At 75.6% G+C, this 14,356-nt stretch carries 11 protein-coding genes; 7 read left to right on the top strand and 4 right to left on the bottom strand.

Annotated features, from left to right (window positions below):
* Position 1: 1 nt before the first annotated feature.
* On the top strand, positions 2-1,078 hold the full coding sequence (locus QK440_RS21905) for an EamA family transporter (RefSeq protein ID WP_282794866.1): 1,077 nt from the start codon (positions 2-4) through the stop codon (positions 1,076-1,078).
* A gap of 254 nt (positions 1,079-1,332) precedes the next feature.
* The gene (locus QK440_RS21900; protein ID WP_282794876.1) at positions 1,333-1,989 is read left to right on the top strand and encodes an NAD(P)H-binding protein; all 657 of its coding nucleotides are present in this window, start codon (positions 1,333-1,335) and stop codon (positions 1,987-1,989) included.
* Position 1,990: 1 nt separating this feature from the next.
* Here QK440_RS21900 and QK440_RS21895 read toward each other — a convergent pair whose 3' ends face one another.
* Positions 1,991-2,695, bottom strand: coding sequence for a GntR family transcriptional regulator (locus tag QK440_RS21895; RefSeq protein ID WP_282794875.1), 705 nt, complete (start codon positions 2,693-2,695; stop codon positions 1,991-1,993).
* 227 nt (positions 2,696-2,922) lie between these two features.
* Here QK440_RS21895 and QK440_RS21890 point away from each other — a divergent pair, with 227 nt between their 5' ends.
* Positions 2,923-3,795 carry a (2Fe-2S)-binding protein gene (locus QK440_RS21890; RefSeq protein WP_282794865.1) on the top strand — a complete coding sequence of 291 codons (873 nt, stop codon included), beginning with the start codon at positions 2,923-2,925 and terminating at the stop codon, positions 3,793-3,795.
* Positions 3,796-4,087: 292 nt separating this feature from the next.
* A complete protein-coding gene (locus QK440_RS21885) occupies positions 4,088-5,143 on the top strand; it encodes a DUF2637 domain-containing protein (RefSeq protein ID WP_282794864.1) in 1,056 nt (351 codons plus the stop codon).
* Positions 5,144-5,379: 236 nt separating this feature from the next.
* On the opposite strand, the gene QK440_RS21880 is transcribed toward QK440_RS21885, so the two are convergent.
* A complete protein-coding gene (locus QK440_RS21880; protein ID WP_282794874.1) occupies positions 5,380-5,751 on the bottom strand; it encodes an ATP-binding protein in 372 nt (123 codons plus the stop codon).
* 312 nt (positions 5,752-6,063) lie between these two features.
* On the opposite strand from QK440_RS21880, the gene QK440_RS21875 reads away from it, so the two are divergent.
* Positions 6,064-9,126, top strand: coding sequence for a glycoside hydrolase family 38 C-terminal domain-containing protein (locus QK440_RS21875; RefSeq protein WP_282794863.1), 3,063 nt, complete (start codon positions 6,064-6,066; stop codon positions 9,124-9,126).
* Between the two features lie 324 nt (positions 9,127-9,450).
* Here the strand turns inward: QK440_RS21875 and QK440_RS21870 are convergent, their stop codons facing one another.
* Together QK440_RS21870 and QK440_RS21865 are read right to left on the bottom strand one after the other, a co-directional pair.
* The gene (locus QK440_RS21870) at positions 9,451-10,203 is read right to left on the bottom strand and encodes a hypothetical protein (RefSeq protein ID WP_282794862.1); all 753 of its coding nucleotides are present in this window, start codon (positions 10,201-10,203) and stop codon (positions 9,451-9,453) included.
* A 177-nt stretch (positions 10,204-10,380) separates the two neighbouring features.
* Positions 10,381-12,219, bottom strand: coding sequence for a PucR family transcriptional regulator (locus QK440_RS21865; protein ID WP_282794861.1), 1,839 nt, complete (start codon positions 12,217-12,219; stop codon positions 10,381-10,383).
* A 635-nt stretch (positions 12,220-12,854) separates the two neighbouring features.
* On the opposite strand from QK440_RS21865, the gene QK440_RS21860 reads away from it, so the two are divergent.
* Both QK440_RS21860 and QK440_RS21855 read left to right on the top strand, forming a co-directional pair.
* A complete protein-coding gene (locus QK440_RS21860; RefSeq protein WP_190135786.1) occupies positions 12,855-13,745 on the top strand; it encodes an FAD binding domain-containing protein in 891 nt (296 codons plus the stop codon).
* The gene (locus tag QK440_RS21855) at positions 13,745-14,356 is read left to right on the top strand and encodes a (2Fe-2S)-binding protein (RefSeq protein ID WP_282794860.1); all 612 of its coding nucleotides are present in this window, start codon (positions 13,745-13,747) and stop codon (positions 14,354-14,356) included. The genes QK440_RS21860 and QK440_RS21855 overlap by 1 nt, the downstream gene beginning before the upstream one ends.

Raw genomic sequence — 14,356 nt, 5'->3', positions numbered from 1 at the left:
CATGCAGACCTCGACCCCCCGGCCGCCTGGCCCGCCGCGGACCTCGTCCGCGCAGCGTGCCGCGACCGTCGCACTGACCGCCCTCGCCCCGGCCTCCTGGGGCACCACGTACGCCGTGACCACGGAGCTGCTGCCGCCGGGGCACCCGCTGTTCGCCGGACTGATGCGCGCCCTGCCCGCCGGGCTGCTCGCGCTGGCCCTCACCCGCGTCCTGCCGCGCGGGGACTGGTGGTGGAAGGCCGCCGTCCTCGGCGCGCTCAACATCGGCGCCTTCTTCCCCCTGCTGTTCCTGGCGGCCGAACGGCTGCCGGGCGGGGTCGCCGCCACCCTCGGCGCCGCCCAGCCGCTGCTGGTCGCCGTGCTGGCCGTCGCGGTGCTCCGCGACCGGCCGACGGCCTGGCGGCTGTGCTGGGGCGTCGTCGGCGTGGTCGGCGTCGGCTTCGTCGTGCTCGGGCCGGGGGCCCGCCTCGACGCCGTCGGGGTGCTCGCGGGCCTCGCCGGTACGGCGACCATGGCCCTCGGCCTGGTCCTCGCCAAGCGCTGGGGGCGCCCGGCGGGGGTCGGCCCCATGGCCCTGGCCGGCTGGCAGCTCGCGGTGGGCGGCCTGATGCTACTGCCGCTGACCCTCGCGGTCGAGGGGGTGCCGCAGCGGATCGACGCCGGTGCCGCGGCCGGCTACCTCTGGCTCGGCTCCATGGGCGGGCTCATCGCGTACACCCTGTGGTTCCGCGGGATCGGCAGGCTGCCGGTCGGTGCCTCCGCGCCACTGGTGCTGCTGTCCCCGCTGGTCGCGACCCTCGTCGGCCTCGGCCTCGGCGAGTCCCTCGGCCCGCTCCAGACCCTGGGCTTCGTGCTCGCCCTGGCCGCCCTGCTCGCGGCACAGCTCGACTCCCCGCGGGGGCTCCGCCGCGCACCCGGCGACGGCGTACGGGACCGGGATCCGGCCCCGGACCTGGCCCCGCACCCGGACGGCGGGGCGAGCCCCCGAGACCACCAGCACGACACGCACAAGGCCGAAGAAGACCGGCCCCGCGAAGACCGGCCCCGAGACCCGGTAGCGGGAGGGCCGGCGCGATGAAGGCGACCGGGACGACGACCGAGACGGCGACCGAGACGACGGCAGCCGAGACGACGGCAACCGAGACGAGGACCAAGATGAAGGCGACCGAGATGAAGGCGACCGAGGCGGCGACGGCCGGTGCGACGGCGGCCCGGGCGGCGGGGGCGCGTACGCATGCGGCGGAGAACGGGACGGCGGCGGCCGGTGCGGCGGAGGCACGGGCCACGGAGACCGGACCGGCGGGCACCGCCCCCGGGAAGTCGCGGGCGGGGCTGCGGATCGCGGTGCTCGGCGCCAGCGGGATGGTCGGGAGCCGGGTGACCCGCGAGGCCGCCGCGCGCGGGCACCAGGTGCTCGCCCTGTCCCGCAAGCCCGCGAGCGACGATCCGGCCGTGACGCCGGTGGCGGTGGACGCGCACGACCCCGCGGCCCTGCGCGCGGCGCTCACCGCCTCCGGCGCGGACGCCGTCGTCCTGGCCGTGCGGACCGAGCCTGCCGACCGGGACTTCCTCGTTGGCACCACCCGCACCGTCCTCGACGCCGCCGCCCGGACCGGGGCGCGCGTCCTGGTGGTGGGCGGGGCGGGGGTGCTGCGCAGCCCGGGCCGGCCGGACCTGCTGGTCGCCGACGACCCCGCGTACGTCCCCGACGACCTGCGGCCGGTCGCCGCCGCCGGGGTGGCCCAGCTGCGCGCCGCCCAGGAGCACGCCCACGGCGACTGGGTCTACCTGAGCCCGCCGGCCCTGCTGGAGCCCGGCCTGCGGACCGGCCGCTACCGGCGCGGCGGGGACACCCTGCTCACCGCCGCCGACGGCCGCTCCTGGATCAGCGCCGAGGACCTGGCCGCCGCCGTGGTCGACGAACTGGAGAGCCCCGGCGCCGAGCGCCACCTCACGGTCGTCCACCGCGACGGGCCCCCGGCCGCGTGACTCAGCTCCCGGCGAAGTGCTCCCGCACCAGCGTCTGCACCACGGTCAGATCCCCGGCGGCGAGCGCGTCGAGCAGGGCCGTGTGCTCGGCCGCGTCGGCCACCAGGTCCGCGCGCCGGGCGTGCACCGGGCCGGTGACCAGGGGCCACTGGGAGCGCCGGTGGAGGTCGTCGGCGACCTGCACGAGCTGCTCGTTCCCGCAGAGCCCGAGCAGCGCCCGGTGGAAGGCCCGATCCGTGTCGGCGTACCGGGCGCGGTCCCCGGCGGCCGCGGCCACCACGGTCGCCTCGGCCAGCGGGCGCAGCTCGGCCCAGCGCCCCGCGGGCACGGTCCGCGCCAGGCGCAACACCACCGGCACCTCGATCAGCGCGCGGACCTCGGCCAGCTCCCCGAGCTCCCGCGCGCTGCGCCGGGCGACCCGGAACCCGCGGTTCGGGACCACCTCGACCGCGCCCTCGACAGCGAGCTGCTGCATCGCCTCGCGCACCGGTGTGGCCGAGACGCCGAGGCGCTCGCCGAGGACGGGCGCCGAGTAGACCTCGCCGGGCGTCAGCTCCCCGTCGACGAGGGCCGCGCGCAGGGCGTCGAGGACCTGCCCGCGCACGGAGTTGCGCCGCACGACGGCCCGCGGCGGAGGTCCCGCGTGCGGGTGCTCGCCCCGCGTCACCGCCCGGTCGCCCGGCCCGGCGCCGGGCTGCTCCGGCACTCTCGCGGCGGCGCAGCGGGCGGACCCCTCCGCCGCGCCCGCTCTGGCCCGCTCCACTCGCTACCTCCCGCGTCCCACCCGTCACGTATCGGATCGCACCGGACCGGAAACGTACGATCCGGAACATCCGAGCAGCACCCTAGGCGGACCGCCTCCCAGTTGAAACCTCGATCATGTTGGGTAAGGTTAGGCTTACCTGCAATCGATCGTGATTCGGCGGTCCCCGCATGTCCGTTCCCACCCTGGAATCCGGCGCCCGGCACACGGAGCGCGTCCCCGGCCCGCTCACGGGCGCGTACGCCCGCCTGGCCGAGGTGTACCCCGGGCTGCGGATCCAGGAGCTGGCGCCGGACGAGCCCACCCCGCGGGGCGAGGGCTGGATCACCGCCGAGCGGCTCGCGGCGGCCGGGCCCGAGTTCGAGGAGTTCCTGGCCTGGGACGACGCGCAGGTCCTCAAGGACTACGGGCAGCGGGCCCGCCCCGACGTGGTGGCCAGCTTCGCCCTGCACCGCTACGCCTGGCCCGCCTGCCTGCTGATCACCGTGCCCTGGTTCCTGCACCGCCGCGTGCCGCGCTTCCCGGTCGAGCACGTCGCCTACCAGCGCGTCCTCGGCGCCATGGCCGTGCGCCCGACCACCTTCGCCTGCCTCCCGGACGACCCGGCGGCCACGCTGCCCGGCGCCCGGGTGGTGCCGGACGAGGAGACCCTGCGCGCCGAGGTGCGGGCCGCCGTGGCCGAGCACCTGGGGCCGCTCCTCGACGGCTTCGGGCCGCGCATGCGCCGCCGCGGGCGCGCCCTGTGGGCCATGGCGACCGACGAGATCGTCGAGGGCATCTGGTACGTCGCCCACCTCCTCGGCGAGGAGGGGCGGGCCACCGCCGAGCTGGAGCGGCTCCTGCCCGGCGCCACCAAGCCGTACGTCGGCACCGCCGCCTTCCGCGAGCTGACCGGGCCGAACGGCGAGAAGCTGCCGACCCGCGACCGCGCGAGCTGCTGCATGTTCTACACGCTGCGGCCCGAGGAGACCTGCGTCACCTGCCCGCGTATGTGCGACGCCGACCGCGCGGCCAGGCTCGCGGCCTCGTCCGCCGGGGCCTGACGCCGCGCGGCCCCTCGCCGGGTCCACGCCGGGCCCGCTGCCCGCCTCCCTGCCGGGCCCCGCGGCCGCCACCTGATCGGGGTGATCGCGCCCCGCTCACGCCAGATCACTCTTTCGGGCGAGCGCAATCGAACTCAACTCGCCCCGGTGCCGCTGGAGTTCGAGCGATTCCGGGTGTGTCGCGGCCCGCGCCGCCCACTTGGCTCCTTCTTGCCGGAAAACCCCTTGAGCGCCGTCGGGCGTGGGTCACTATGGCGCCCGAAACGCCCCACCGCGACGCAAGGGACCCCAGATGAGACTGACCGACATATCGCTCGACTGGCTGCTGCCGGGCGGCGTCCTGCTGCTGGGCCTGGCAGTGGCGGTGGCGGTGCTCGCACGGGGCAGGAAGGCCCAGACGAAGGCGACCGCCTCCGCCGACGACACGTGGGAGCGCAGCGAGGAGCGCCGCAGGCGCAAGGAAGTCTTCTACGGCACCGCCTCCTACGTCCTCCTCTTCTGCTGCGCGGCCGTCGCCGCGGCCCTCTCCTTCCACGGCCTGGTCGGCTTCGGCCGGCAGAACCTGAACCTCTCCGGCGGCTGGGAGTACCTGGTGCCGTTCGGGCTCGACGGCGCGGCGATGTTCTGCTCCGTGCTCGCCGTCCGCGAGGCCAGCCACGGGGACGCGGCCCTCGGCTCGCGGCTCCTGGTGTGGACGTTCGCCGGGGCCGCCGCCTGGTTCAACTGGGTGCACGCGCCGCGCGGCCTCGGCCACGCGGGGGCGCCCCAGTTCTTCGCCGGGATGTCCCTGTCGGCCGCCGTCCTCTTCGACCGCGCGCTCAAGCAGACGCGCCGCGCGGCCCTGCGCGAGCAGGGGCTCGTGCCACGGCCGCTGCCGCAGATCCGGATCGTACGGTGGCTGCGGGCGCCCCGGGAGACGTTCGCCGCGTGGTCGCTGATGCTCCTGGAGGGCGTGCGCACCCTCGACGAGGCCGTCGAGGAGGTCCGCGAGGACCGGCGCGAGAAGGAGCAGGCGCGCACGCGCCGCCGCGACAAGGAGAAGCTGGAGCGGGCCCAGCTCAAGGCCCTCAGCCGGGGGCGGCGCTACCACGGCCGGGGCGGCCGGCAGGTGGACGTGGGGGCCGTGCCGCACCAGAGCGGGTCCGCGCAGGCCGGCGCGGACCCCGCCATAGCGGCCGCGCCGCAGCAGGAGCAGTTGCCCGTACGGTCGCGTCCCTCCCTCCAGGCCGTCAGGAACGGGCCCGAGACCGTGACCGTCGACCTCACCGCGGAGGACGACACCCAGACGATTCCCCGGCTGGACTCCTTGGAGCGCAAGCTGAAGGACTTGGAGCAGCAGTTCGGCTGAGCCTGGCGGGGCGCCCCTGACCCGCCCCGTTCCCGAAACCAGGGCCGCCGCCCCCGGCCCCCGCTTTTCGGCGCTCCGCGCCTCGTCCTCAAACGCCGGACGGGCTGCATATCCCTCGTCCCGCCGTCTTCGCCCGTCCGTCCGATCCCGTTCGGAGGCCGGACGGGCTGCATATCCTCGTCCCGCCGCCTTCGTCCGTCCGCTCGGCCCCGTGGAGGGGGCGGGCGGACGAGGAGTCAGGCGCTCGCGTCCAGTTCGAACCAGACCGACTTGCCGACGCCGTGGGCGCTGACCCCCCACGCGTCGGCGAGCGCCTGCACCAGCATCAGGCCGCGGCCGTGCGTGCCGTCGCCGCTGTCGGCGCCGCGCAGCCGGGGGCGGCGGCCCGTGAAGTCGCGCACCTCGACCCGCAGCCGCCGCGGCTCCACCGTGGCCGTGAACACCGCGTCCCGGTCCGTGTGCACCAGCGCGTTCGTCACCAGCTCGCTGGCCAGCAGCTCGGCCGTCTCCGCCGTGCCGGGCCGGCCCCAGTGGCGCAGCAGGTCCCGCAGCGCCCCCCTGACCTCGGACACGGCCCCCAGGTCGGCGCGCCCGAGCCGGCGCCGCAGCCGAACCCCGCCGTCCCCCGTGACGCCGTCGACCGGACCGTCCTCATGTCCCGGTGAGAGTGCCCCCCAATCGATGGCGGCACCTCCTCGCGCGTATCTCGTCATGACCCCCGCCCACCAGACCGTCCTCGAACATGCTCACGGGATGCATGCCCGTCCCGCTTCGCCCCACTCATGTCCATTCGTCAATCAATGAAGTGGGTGCGCGGACGGGTTGCGGGGAAGTGAAGCCCCGTACGACTCCGCACGGACCGGAACGACCGCCCGCCCGACCCCTGACCGACCCCGTGAGCAACCCCTGGAGGAGCCGCCGTGCACGACGACCGACCGCTGGTGGAGGAGCGCCTCGCACGCGCGGTGCGGCAGTTCCTCCGGCCCGCGCAGTACGCGGACCGTGTGCCGCTCGCGCTGTCCGTGTGGCACGCGCCGGGCGAGCCCGTGCCCGTCGCGGACGCGCTCGGGGCGGCGTACGAGCCCTTCACCGCCGGCACCGCCTGGGGAAAGCCCTGGTCGACGAGTTGGTTCCGGCTGGAGGGGCAGGTCCCCGAGGAGTGGCGCGGGCGGCGCGTGGAAGTGGTCGTCGACCCCGGCTTCACCGGCGAGGGGCCCGGCTTCCAGGTCGAGGGCCTGGTGTACGACGCCACCGGCGTCCCGGTGAAGGGCGTTCACCCCCGCAACCGTCACGTACCCGTCGCGGCCCGCGCGCGGGGCGGGGAGCCGGTCCGGCTGCTCCTGGAGGCGGCGGCCAATCCGACGGTCCTGCACGACTTCGTACCGACCCGTCTCGGCGACGTCCTGACCGCGGGCGATCGGCCGATGTACCGATTCGCGGCTGCCGATCTGGCCGTACTCGACGAGACCGTCTGGCAGCTCCTGCTCGACATCGAGGTGCTCACCGAGCTGATGGGTGAGCTGGACCCGGCCCGGCCCCGCCGCCACGAGATCCTGCGGGCCCTGGAGGACATGCTCGACGCGCTCGACCTGCACGACGTGGCGGGCACCGCCGCCGCGGCCCGGGCCGCGCTGACCGAGGTGCTCGCGCGGCCCGCGCACGCCAGCGCCCACCGCGTGTCGGCTGCCGGGCACGCGCATATCGACTCGGCCTGGCTGTGGCCGCTGCGGGAGACGGTGCGCAAGGCGTCCCGGACGTTCGCCAACGTGACGGCGCTCGCGCGTGACTATCCGGAGCTGGTCTTCGCCTGCTCGCAGGCGCAGCAGTACGCGTGGGTGAAGGAACACCAGCCGCACATCTGGGAGCGGATCAAGAAGGCGGTCGCCGACGGCACCTGGGCGCCCGTCGGGTCCATGTGGGTGGAGTCGGACGCCAACATGCCCGGCGGGGAGGCCCTCGCCCGGCAGCTCGTGCACGGCAAGCGGTTCTTCCAGGAGGAGTTCGGCGTCGAGACGGAGGAGATCTGGCTGCCGGACTCCTTCGGGTACACGGCCGCGTTCCCGCAGCTCGCGCGGCTGGCGGGGGTGCGCTGGTTCCTCACCCAGAAGCTGAGCTGGAACCAGTCCAACAAGATGCCCCACCACACGTTCTGGTGGGAGGGCATCGACGGCACCCGGGTCTTCACCCACTTCCCGCCCGTCGACACCTACAACTCCCAGTTCCTCGGCTCCGAACTCGCCCACGCCGAGCGGAACTTCGCCGAGAAGGGCCGCGCGACCCGGTCCCTGGTGCCGTTCGGCTTCGGCGACGGCGGGGGCGGGCCCACGCGCGAGATGCTGGAGCGGGCGCGCCGGCTGCGGTCCCTGGAGGGCTCGCCGCGGGTGGAGATCGAGAAGCCGTCGGCGTTCTTCACCGCGGCCGAGGAGGAGTACGGCGAGCGGGCGCCGGTGTGGTCCGGCGAGCTGTACCTGGAGCTGCACCGGGCGACGTACACCACGCAGGCCGCCACCAAGCGCGGCAACCGGCGCAGCGAACACGCCCTGCGCGAGGCCGAGTTGTGGTGCACCGCGGCCGCGCTGCGCGATCCCGCGTACGCCTACCCGTACGACGCGCTCGACCGGCTGTGGAAGACGGTGCTCCTGCACCAGTTCCACGACATCCTGCCGGGCTCGTCCATCGCGTGGGTGCACCGGGAGGCCCGCGAGACGTACGCGCGCGTGCTCGCCGAGCTGGCGGAGATCACGGCGGAGGCGGTGCGCCACCTGGGCGACGGCGAGGCGTCCGTCCTGAACGCGTCACCGTACGCCCGCGGCGAGGTCGTCGAGCACGAGGGCGCGCTCAGGCACGTGTACGTCGGGCCGCTCGGCACCCGGAGCCTCACCGTCGCCGCCGACCGCGAGCACGGCCCGGAGCCGGTCACCTCGGCGACCCGCACCGGTACCGAGATCATCCTGACCAACGAGCACCTGCGCGTCACCGTCGACGCCGACGGCCTGCTCGCCTCCGTACGGGACCTCGCCCACGACCGCGAGGTCCTCGCGCCCGGCACCCGCGGCAACCTCCTTCAGCTCCACCCCGACCACCCCACGCGCTACGACGCCTGGGACCTGGACCCGCACTACCGCCACCGGCACACCGACCTGACCGCCGCCGAGTCCGTGGAGCTCGTCGAGGACGGGCCGCTGCGCGCGTCCGTGCGCGTCGTACGCTCCTTCGGCGACGGCTCCCGGATCACGCAGGAGCTGCGGCTCGCCGCGGGCAGCCGCCGCCTCGACGTCGTCACGGACGTGGACTGGCGCGAGTCGGAGAAGGTGCTCAAGGCGGCGTTCCCGCTGGACGTGCACGCCGAACGGTCCACCGCCGAGATCCAGTTCGGGCACGTGCACCGGCCGACCCACGCCAACACCGGCTGGGACGCGGCCCGCTTCGAGATCTGCGCGCACCGGTGGCTGCGGGTGGGGGAGGAGGGGTACGGGGTCGCGGTCCTCAACGACTCCACGTACGGGCACGACGTGACGCGCGCCGCGCACGCCGACGGCCTCGGCACCACCGTGCGGCTCACCCTGCTGCGGGCGCCGCACAGCCCCGACCCCGACACGGACCTGGGCACGCACCGGTTCACGTACGCGCTGCTGCCGGGGGCGTCGACGGGGGACGCGGTCGCCGAGGGACTCGCGCTGAACCTGCCGCTGCGGGTGGCGCGGGTGGCGGACGTCGCCCCTGTGGTGCGGGTGGATCATCCGGGGGTGGTGGTGGAGTCCGTGAAGCTGGCGGAGGACCGGAGCGGGGATGTGGTGGTGCGGCTGTACGAGGCCCTCGGCGGGCGGGCCCGCGCCCTCCTCACCACGTCCTTCCCCGTCGCCCAGGCGGACGTCACCGACCTCCTGGAGCGCCCCCTCCACCCCGCCACCACCTCCTCCGCCGGCCTGGCCCTGACCCTGCGCCCCTTCCAGATCCTCACCTTGCGCCTGAGCCCGGCGTAGCCCTGCCGGGGGCTCCCCGATCCCGCCCCTTTCCCGAAACCAGGGGCTGCCGCCCCTGGACCCCGCTTTTCGGCGCTCCGCGCCTCGTCCTCAAACGCCGGACGGGCTGGATACACCCCGCCCACCCGCCCCCGGGAGGGGGCGGGTGGGCGGGGAACATCCGCCGCGGAGCGGTGGATCACCGTCGGCCGACGACGGCGCTGAGGCGCATCCCAGCCCGTCCGGCGTTTGAGGACGAGCGCGCCAGCGCGATTCTCGGGGGTCCAGGGGGCGGAGCCCCCTGGTTACGGGAAAGGGGCGGGTCTGGGGCGCCCCCCGCGAGGGCTACGCCGCCGGGGGCAGGTGGGTGGCCAGCCAGGAGGGGACTCCGCCGAGGAGGCGGAAGAGGCGGGTGGCCTCGGCGCGGAGACGGGACGCCTCGGGCTCCGGCTCGGCGTCGGCGAGCGCGGCCAGCGCGGGCGCCGTACCCACCAGGAAGCCCAACTCCTCCCGCAGCCGCAGCGATTCGGCGAACCCGTGCCGCGCCTCCGCCACCTCCCCCTCCCGCAGCGCGAGCCCCGCCAGGTGCCGCCAGGTGAAGGAGAGCAGCAGGGAGTCGCCCTGCGCCGTGGCCCCGGCGTGGGCGCGCCGGTACGCCGCCCGCGCGGCCTGCGGCGAGTCCGCCAGATGCTCGGCGACGAGCCCGCGCCGGAAGTCGAGCAGGGCCCGCCCGGCCCCGCCGGGCGCGAGCAGCGCGGCGGCCCGCCCGAGCGCGGTCCGGGCCTCGTCGGCCCGGTCGCGCACGCCCAACACGGTCGCGGCGTACGCCAGTTGGCCCCGCTCGCAGGCCGCGGCCCCGCGCGCGTCGTCATCGTCGGCGACGGCCTCCGCCGTGCGCAGGCTGTCCTCGGCCTCGCCCCACCCCTCCCCGGTGAACAGGCAGCGCTCGACGAGCAGCGAGGTTCTCTGGAGCGCGGCGGCCGCGCCCTGCCGGGGCGCCAGGAGCGCCGCCGCGTCGGTCCAGCAGCCGCGCGAGCGCAGCCGCCATACCGCGGTCTGGAGTGGATCGTGCTCGGTGTCCGTTCCGGTACCAGACATGGCGGTAGGCGCCACGTTGCCCTCCCCTAGCGCACCGTTGAGCTGTTGAGTCGTGGGCGAATCTCAGCACGGATCGCGGCACCGGGCCAAGGGGGCGGGTGAAGGATTTCACAAAGTTGGGGGAGGGGACGGGGCGCGGCCGGTGTCCGCCGGCCGCGCCCCGCACGGGCCCCGGGCTCAGCTCATCCGCAGGGCCAGGAAGAAGTCCAGCTTGTCCTCCAGGCGCGACAGGTCACGCCCCGTCAACTGCTCGATCCGCCCGACGCGGTAGCGCAGCGTGTTGACGTGCAGGTGCAGCCGGGTCGCGCAGCGCGTCCAGGAGCCGTCGGAGTCGAGGAACGCCTCCAGGGTCGGGATGAGCTCCGCCCGGTGCCGGCGGTCGTACTCGCGCAGCGGGTCGAGGAGGCGCGCGGTGAACGCCCGGCGCACGTCGTCGGGGACGAAAGGCAGCAGCAGGACGTGCGAGGCCAGCTCCTGGTGGCCCGCCGCGCACACCCGGCCGGGGCGCGCCGCCGCGACCCGGCGCGCGTGCCGGGCCTCCTCCAGGGCGCCGCGCAGGCCCTCCGCGGAGTGCACGGCCGCGCTGACGCCGAGCGTGAGGCGGCCGTCGTCGGCGAGGCCCGCGGACAGCGGCTCGCGCACGGCGGCGAGGAGGGCGTCGGCGAGCAGGCCCGTCCCGTCGCCGTCGGCCTCGGGGGACAACGCGGGCAGCGGCACGAGCGCGATGGCCTCGTCGCCGGTGTGCGCGACGGCGATCCGGTCGGACGGGTCGGGCCCGGCCGTCGCCGGGTCGACGAGGATCTCCTCCAGGAGGGCCTGGGCGACCGGGCCGCCCTCGATCCCCGCCGTCCGCCGCCCGCCGCCGTCCGCTTCCCCCGCCCGTCGAGTGCCACCACCGTCGTACGCGAGCCCCGCGGGCCCGCCCTGCTCGGCGGCCCGGCGTCCGCCGCCCTCGGCCTCGGCCGCCCGGCGCGCGCCGCCCTCGGCCGGGGCGCCCGCGCCCCGCGCGTCGTCCCACTCCACGCGCGCCACCACGACCTGCCAGTGCGGGGCCGCGCCGAGCCCCGGCAGCAGCACCGGCGCCGCGACCCTGAGCCGGGCGGCGATCTCGGCGGGCGGGGCGCCCGTCTGGACCAGTTCGAGCACTTCCTGGGCGAGGCGGCGGCGCACCGTGCGGGCCGCGTCCCTGCGGTCCCGCTCCACGGCGATGAGCTGGGTGACGCCCTGGAGCAGGTCGAGCCGCTCCTCGGGCCAGTCGCCCGCGTCGGCCTCGACGGCGAGCAGCCAGTCCGACAGGACGGTCTCGCGCACGTCCCGGGAGGCACCCGCGGCGCCCCGGCCGCTGGAGCGGATGGGGAACAGGGAGTACGTGACGCCGTCCACGCCCACCCGGTGCGGCCCGCGCCGCCCCGTGCGGGCGGCGGCCAGGTGCTCCCCGGCGAGCCGCGCCCGCACCGGCGCGGGCAGCGGGGACCCGGCGGAGCTCGCCCCGGCGATGGCCCGCCCCGCGGGGGACAGCACCCACGCGCGCAGGTCCAGGTCGGAGCCGAGCAGGTCGAGCACCACGTCCGGGCCGCCGCCCGCGGGCCCCGACGTCATCAGGCGGCGGTGCCGGTCGACGACGGCCGCGAGGTCCCCGGCGCGCTCGCCCGAGACCTGCCGTACGACGTGCTCGGTGATGGTCGCGAACGCCACCGACTCGTGCACCGCGAACAGCGGCAGCCGGTGCCGGGCGCAGGCCTCCACGAGGTCCTCGGGGATGTCGCCGAGCTCGGCCTCGCCCGCGGCGAGCGCCGCCACCCCGGCGGCCGCGAGGATGCGGACGAACGGCTCCGAGTCGGCCGCGTCCCGGCGCCAGGCCAGGCCCGTGAGGACCAGCTCGCCGCCGCCCAGGTACCGGCTGGGGTCGCGCAGGTCCGTGGTCATCACGCCCCGCACGGTGCGGTCGAGCTCGTCCTCTCCGCCGAGCAGCCTGAGGCCCAGGGCGTCGGTGTCAAGGAGTGCGCGCAGCCGCATGGTGTCGTCGCCGCCGATCTGTCTCGATTTCGTGTGTGACCGGCCGCGCCGGGGGTTCCGGGGGCCGCGGAGCCCGTGGGGCCTGGCGGTGTTCCGGGGGAATCCGCGAGGTTACTGGGGCCCGTTCTTCATACGAATCTACAAGACTCACGGCGTGGCCAGCCAACTCCTTCATGGTTTCGGTGACTGACCCCATCGGAGGAGCGGGCGGTGTACTTGCCCCACTCCGCGTTAACAGCACATGAACGACCAGTCGAGAGGCGGACGGCCCCACATGGCCGGATCGATCGCCTCCGCGCCGAAGCGGCGTCTCGCCTCCACCCGGACGGCGTACGGCCGCCTCCCCCGTACGACCCCGGACAGCGCTCACGATCAGCAGCACCGGCGCGGGACGCGGCCACCGGCCCGGGGCCGGGCGGTCCGCCGGCCGCGGCGCCCGGCACACCGGCGGGCGCGACCGCCGGCACGCCCCACGGCACGACACGCACGGCACGGCAGAGCACACGGCGCACGGCACGGCAGAGCGCACGGCGCACGGCACGGCAGGGAGCACAGCACACGGCACGACACGCAGCAGGACACACAGCACGGCAGACAGCACGACCGACAGCACGATTACGAAGAGAGAGCCGCTGATGGACTTCCTTCGCCCCGCAAGCTGGGAGGAGGCGCTCGCCGCGAAGGCCGAGCACCCCACGGCTGTGCCGATCGCGGGTGGCACCGACGTCATGGTCGAGATCAACTTCGACCACCGGCGTCCGGAGTACCTCCTGGACCTCAACCGCATCGGTGAGCTGAGCCAGTGGGAGGTCGGCGAGGACACCGTCCGGCTCGGCGCCTCCGTCCCGTACTCCCAGATCATGGAGCACCTGCGCGCCGAGCTGCCGGGCCTCGCGCTCGCCTCGCACACGGTGGCCTCGCCGCAGATCCGCAACCGCGGCGGCGTCGGCGGCAACCTGGGCACCGCGTCCCCGGCCGGCGACGCCCACCCGGCGCTGCTCGCCGCGGGCGCCGAGGTCGAGGCGGAGTCCGTACGCGGCTCCCGGCGGATCCCCATCGACGACTTCTACACCGGGGTGAAGCGCAACGCCCTCGCGCCCGACGAGCTCATCCGGGCCGTGCACATCAAGAAGGCGGACGGGCCGCAGCAGTACTCCAAGGTCGGCACCCGCAACGCGATGGTCATCGCCGTGTGCGCCTTCGGCATCGCGCTGCACCCCGAGACCCGCACCGTGCGCACCGGCATCGGCTCCGCGGCGCCCACCCCGATCCGCGCCACGGCCGCCGAGGAGTTCCTGGCCGCGGCCCTCGACGAGGGCGGCTTCTGGGACAGCAGGAAGATCATCACGCCGTCGGTCGCCAAGCAGTTCGCGGACCTGGCCGCCGGCGCCGCCAACCCGATCGACGACGTCCGCGGCACGGCGAGCTACCGCCGCCACGCCGTCGGCATCATGGCCCGCCGCACGCTCGGCTGGACCTGGGAGTCCTACCGCGGCGCGGGCCGCGGCACGGAGGGAGTCGCGTAATGCGTGTCAACTTCACGGTCAACGGCCGTCCGCAGGAAGCCGACGACGTGTGGGAGGGCGAGTCCCTGCTGTACGTGCTGCGCGAGCGGCTCGGCCTGCCCGGCTCCAAGAACGCCTGCGAGCAGGGCGAGTGCGGCTCCTGCACGGTCCGCCTCGACGGCGTGCCGGTGTGTTCCTGCCTGGTCGCGGCCGGACAGGTGGAGGGCCGCGAGGTCGTCACCGTCGAGGGCCTCGCCGACTTCGCCAGGCAGCGCGCCGAGCACGGCGGCTGCGCCACCGGCGCCACCGGAGCCTGCGGCACCGAGGGCACCTCCCTCCAGGACGCCCGGCGGTGGAGCGCCAGGCCGCAGGACTCGCAGACGGGCGAGGGCGGCGAACTCGCGCCCGTCCAGCAGGCGTTCATCGACGCCGGCGCCGTCCAGTGCGGCTTCTGCACCCCCGGCCTGCTCGTCGCCGCCGACGAGATGCTGGAGCGCAACCCGTCCCCGACGGACGCCGACATCCGCGAGGCGCTCTCCGGCAACCTGTGCCGCTGCACCGGCTACGAGAAGATCCTGGACGCCGTCCGCCTCGCGGCCGCGCGCCAGGCCGCGCCGGCGGAAGGAGTCTGA

It is taken from the genome of Streptomyces sp. CC224B, assembly GCF_030010595.1.
Lineage (GTDB): Bacteria > Actinomycetota > Actinomycetes > Streptomycetales > Streptomycetaceae > Streptomyces > Streptomyces longispororuber.
This window is presented reverse-complemented; position numbering and strand designations above follow the sequence as displayed.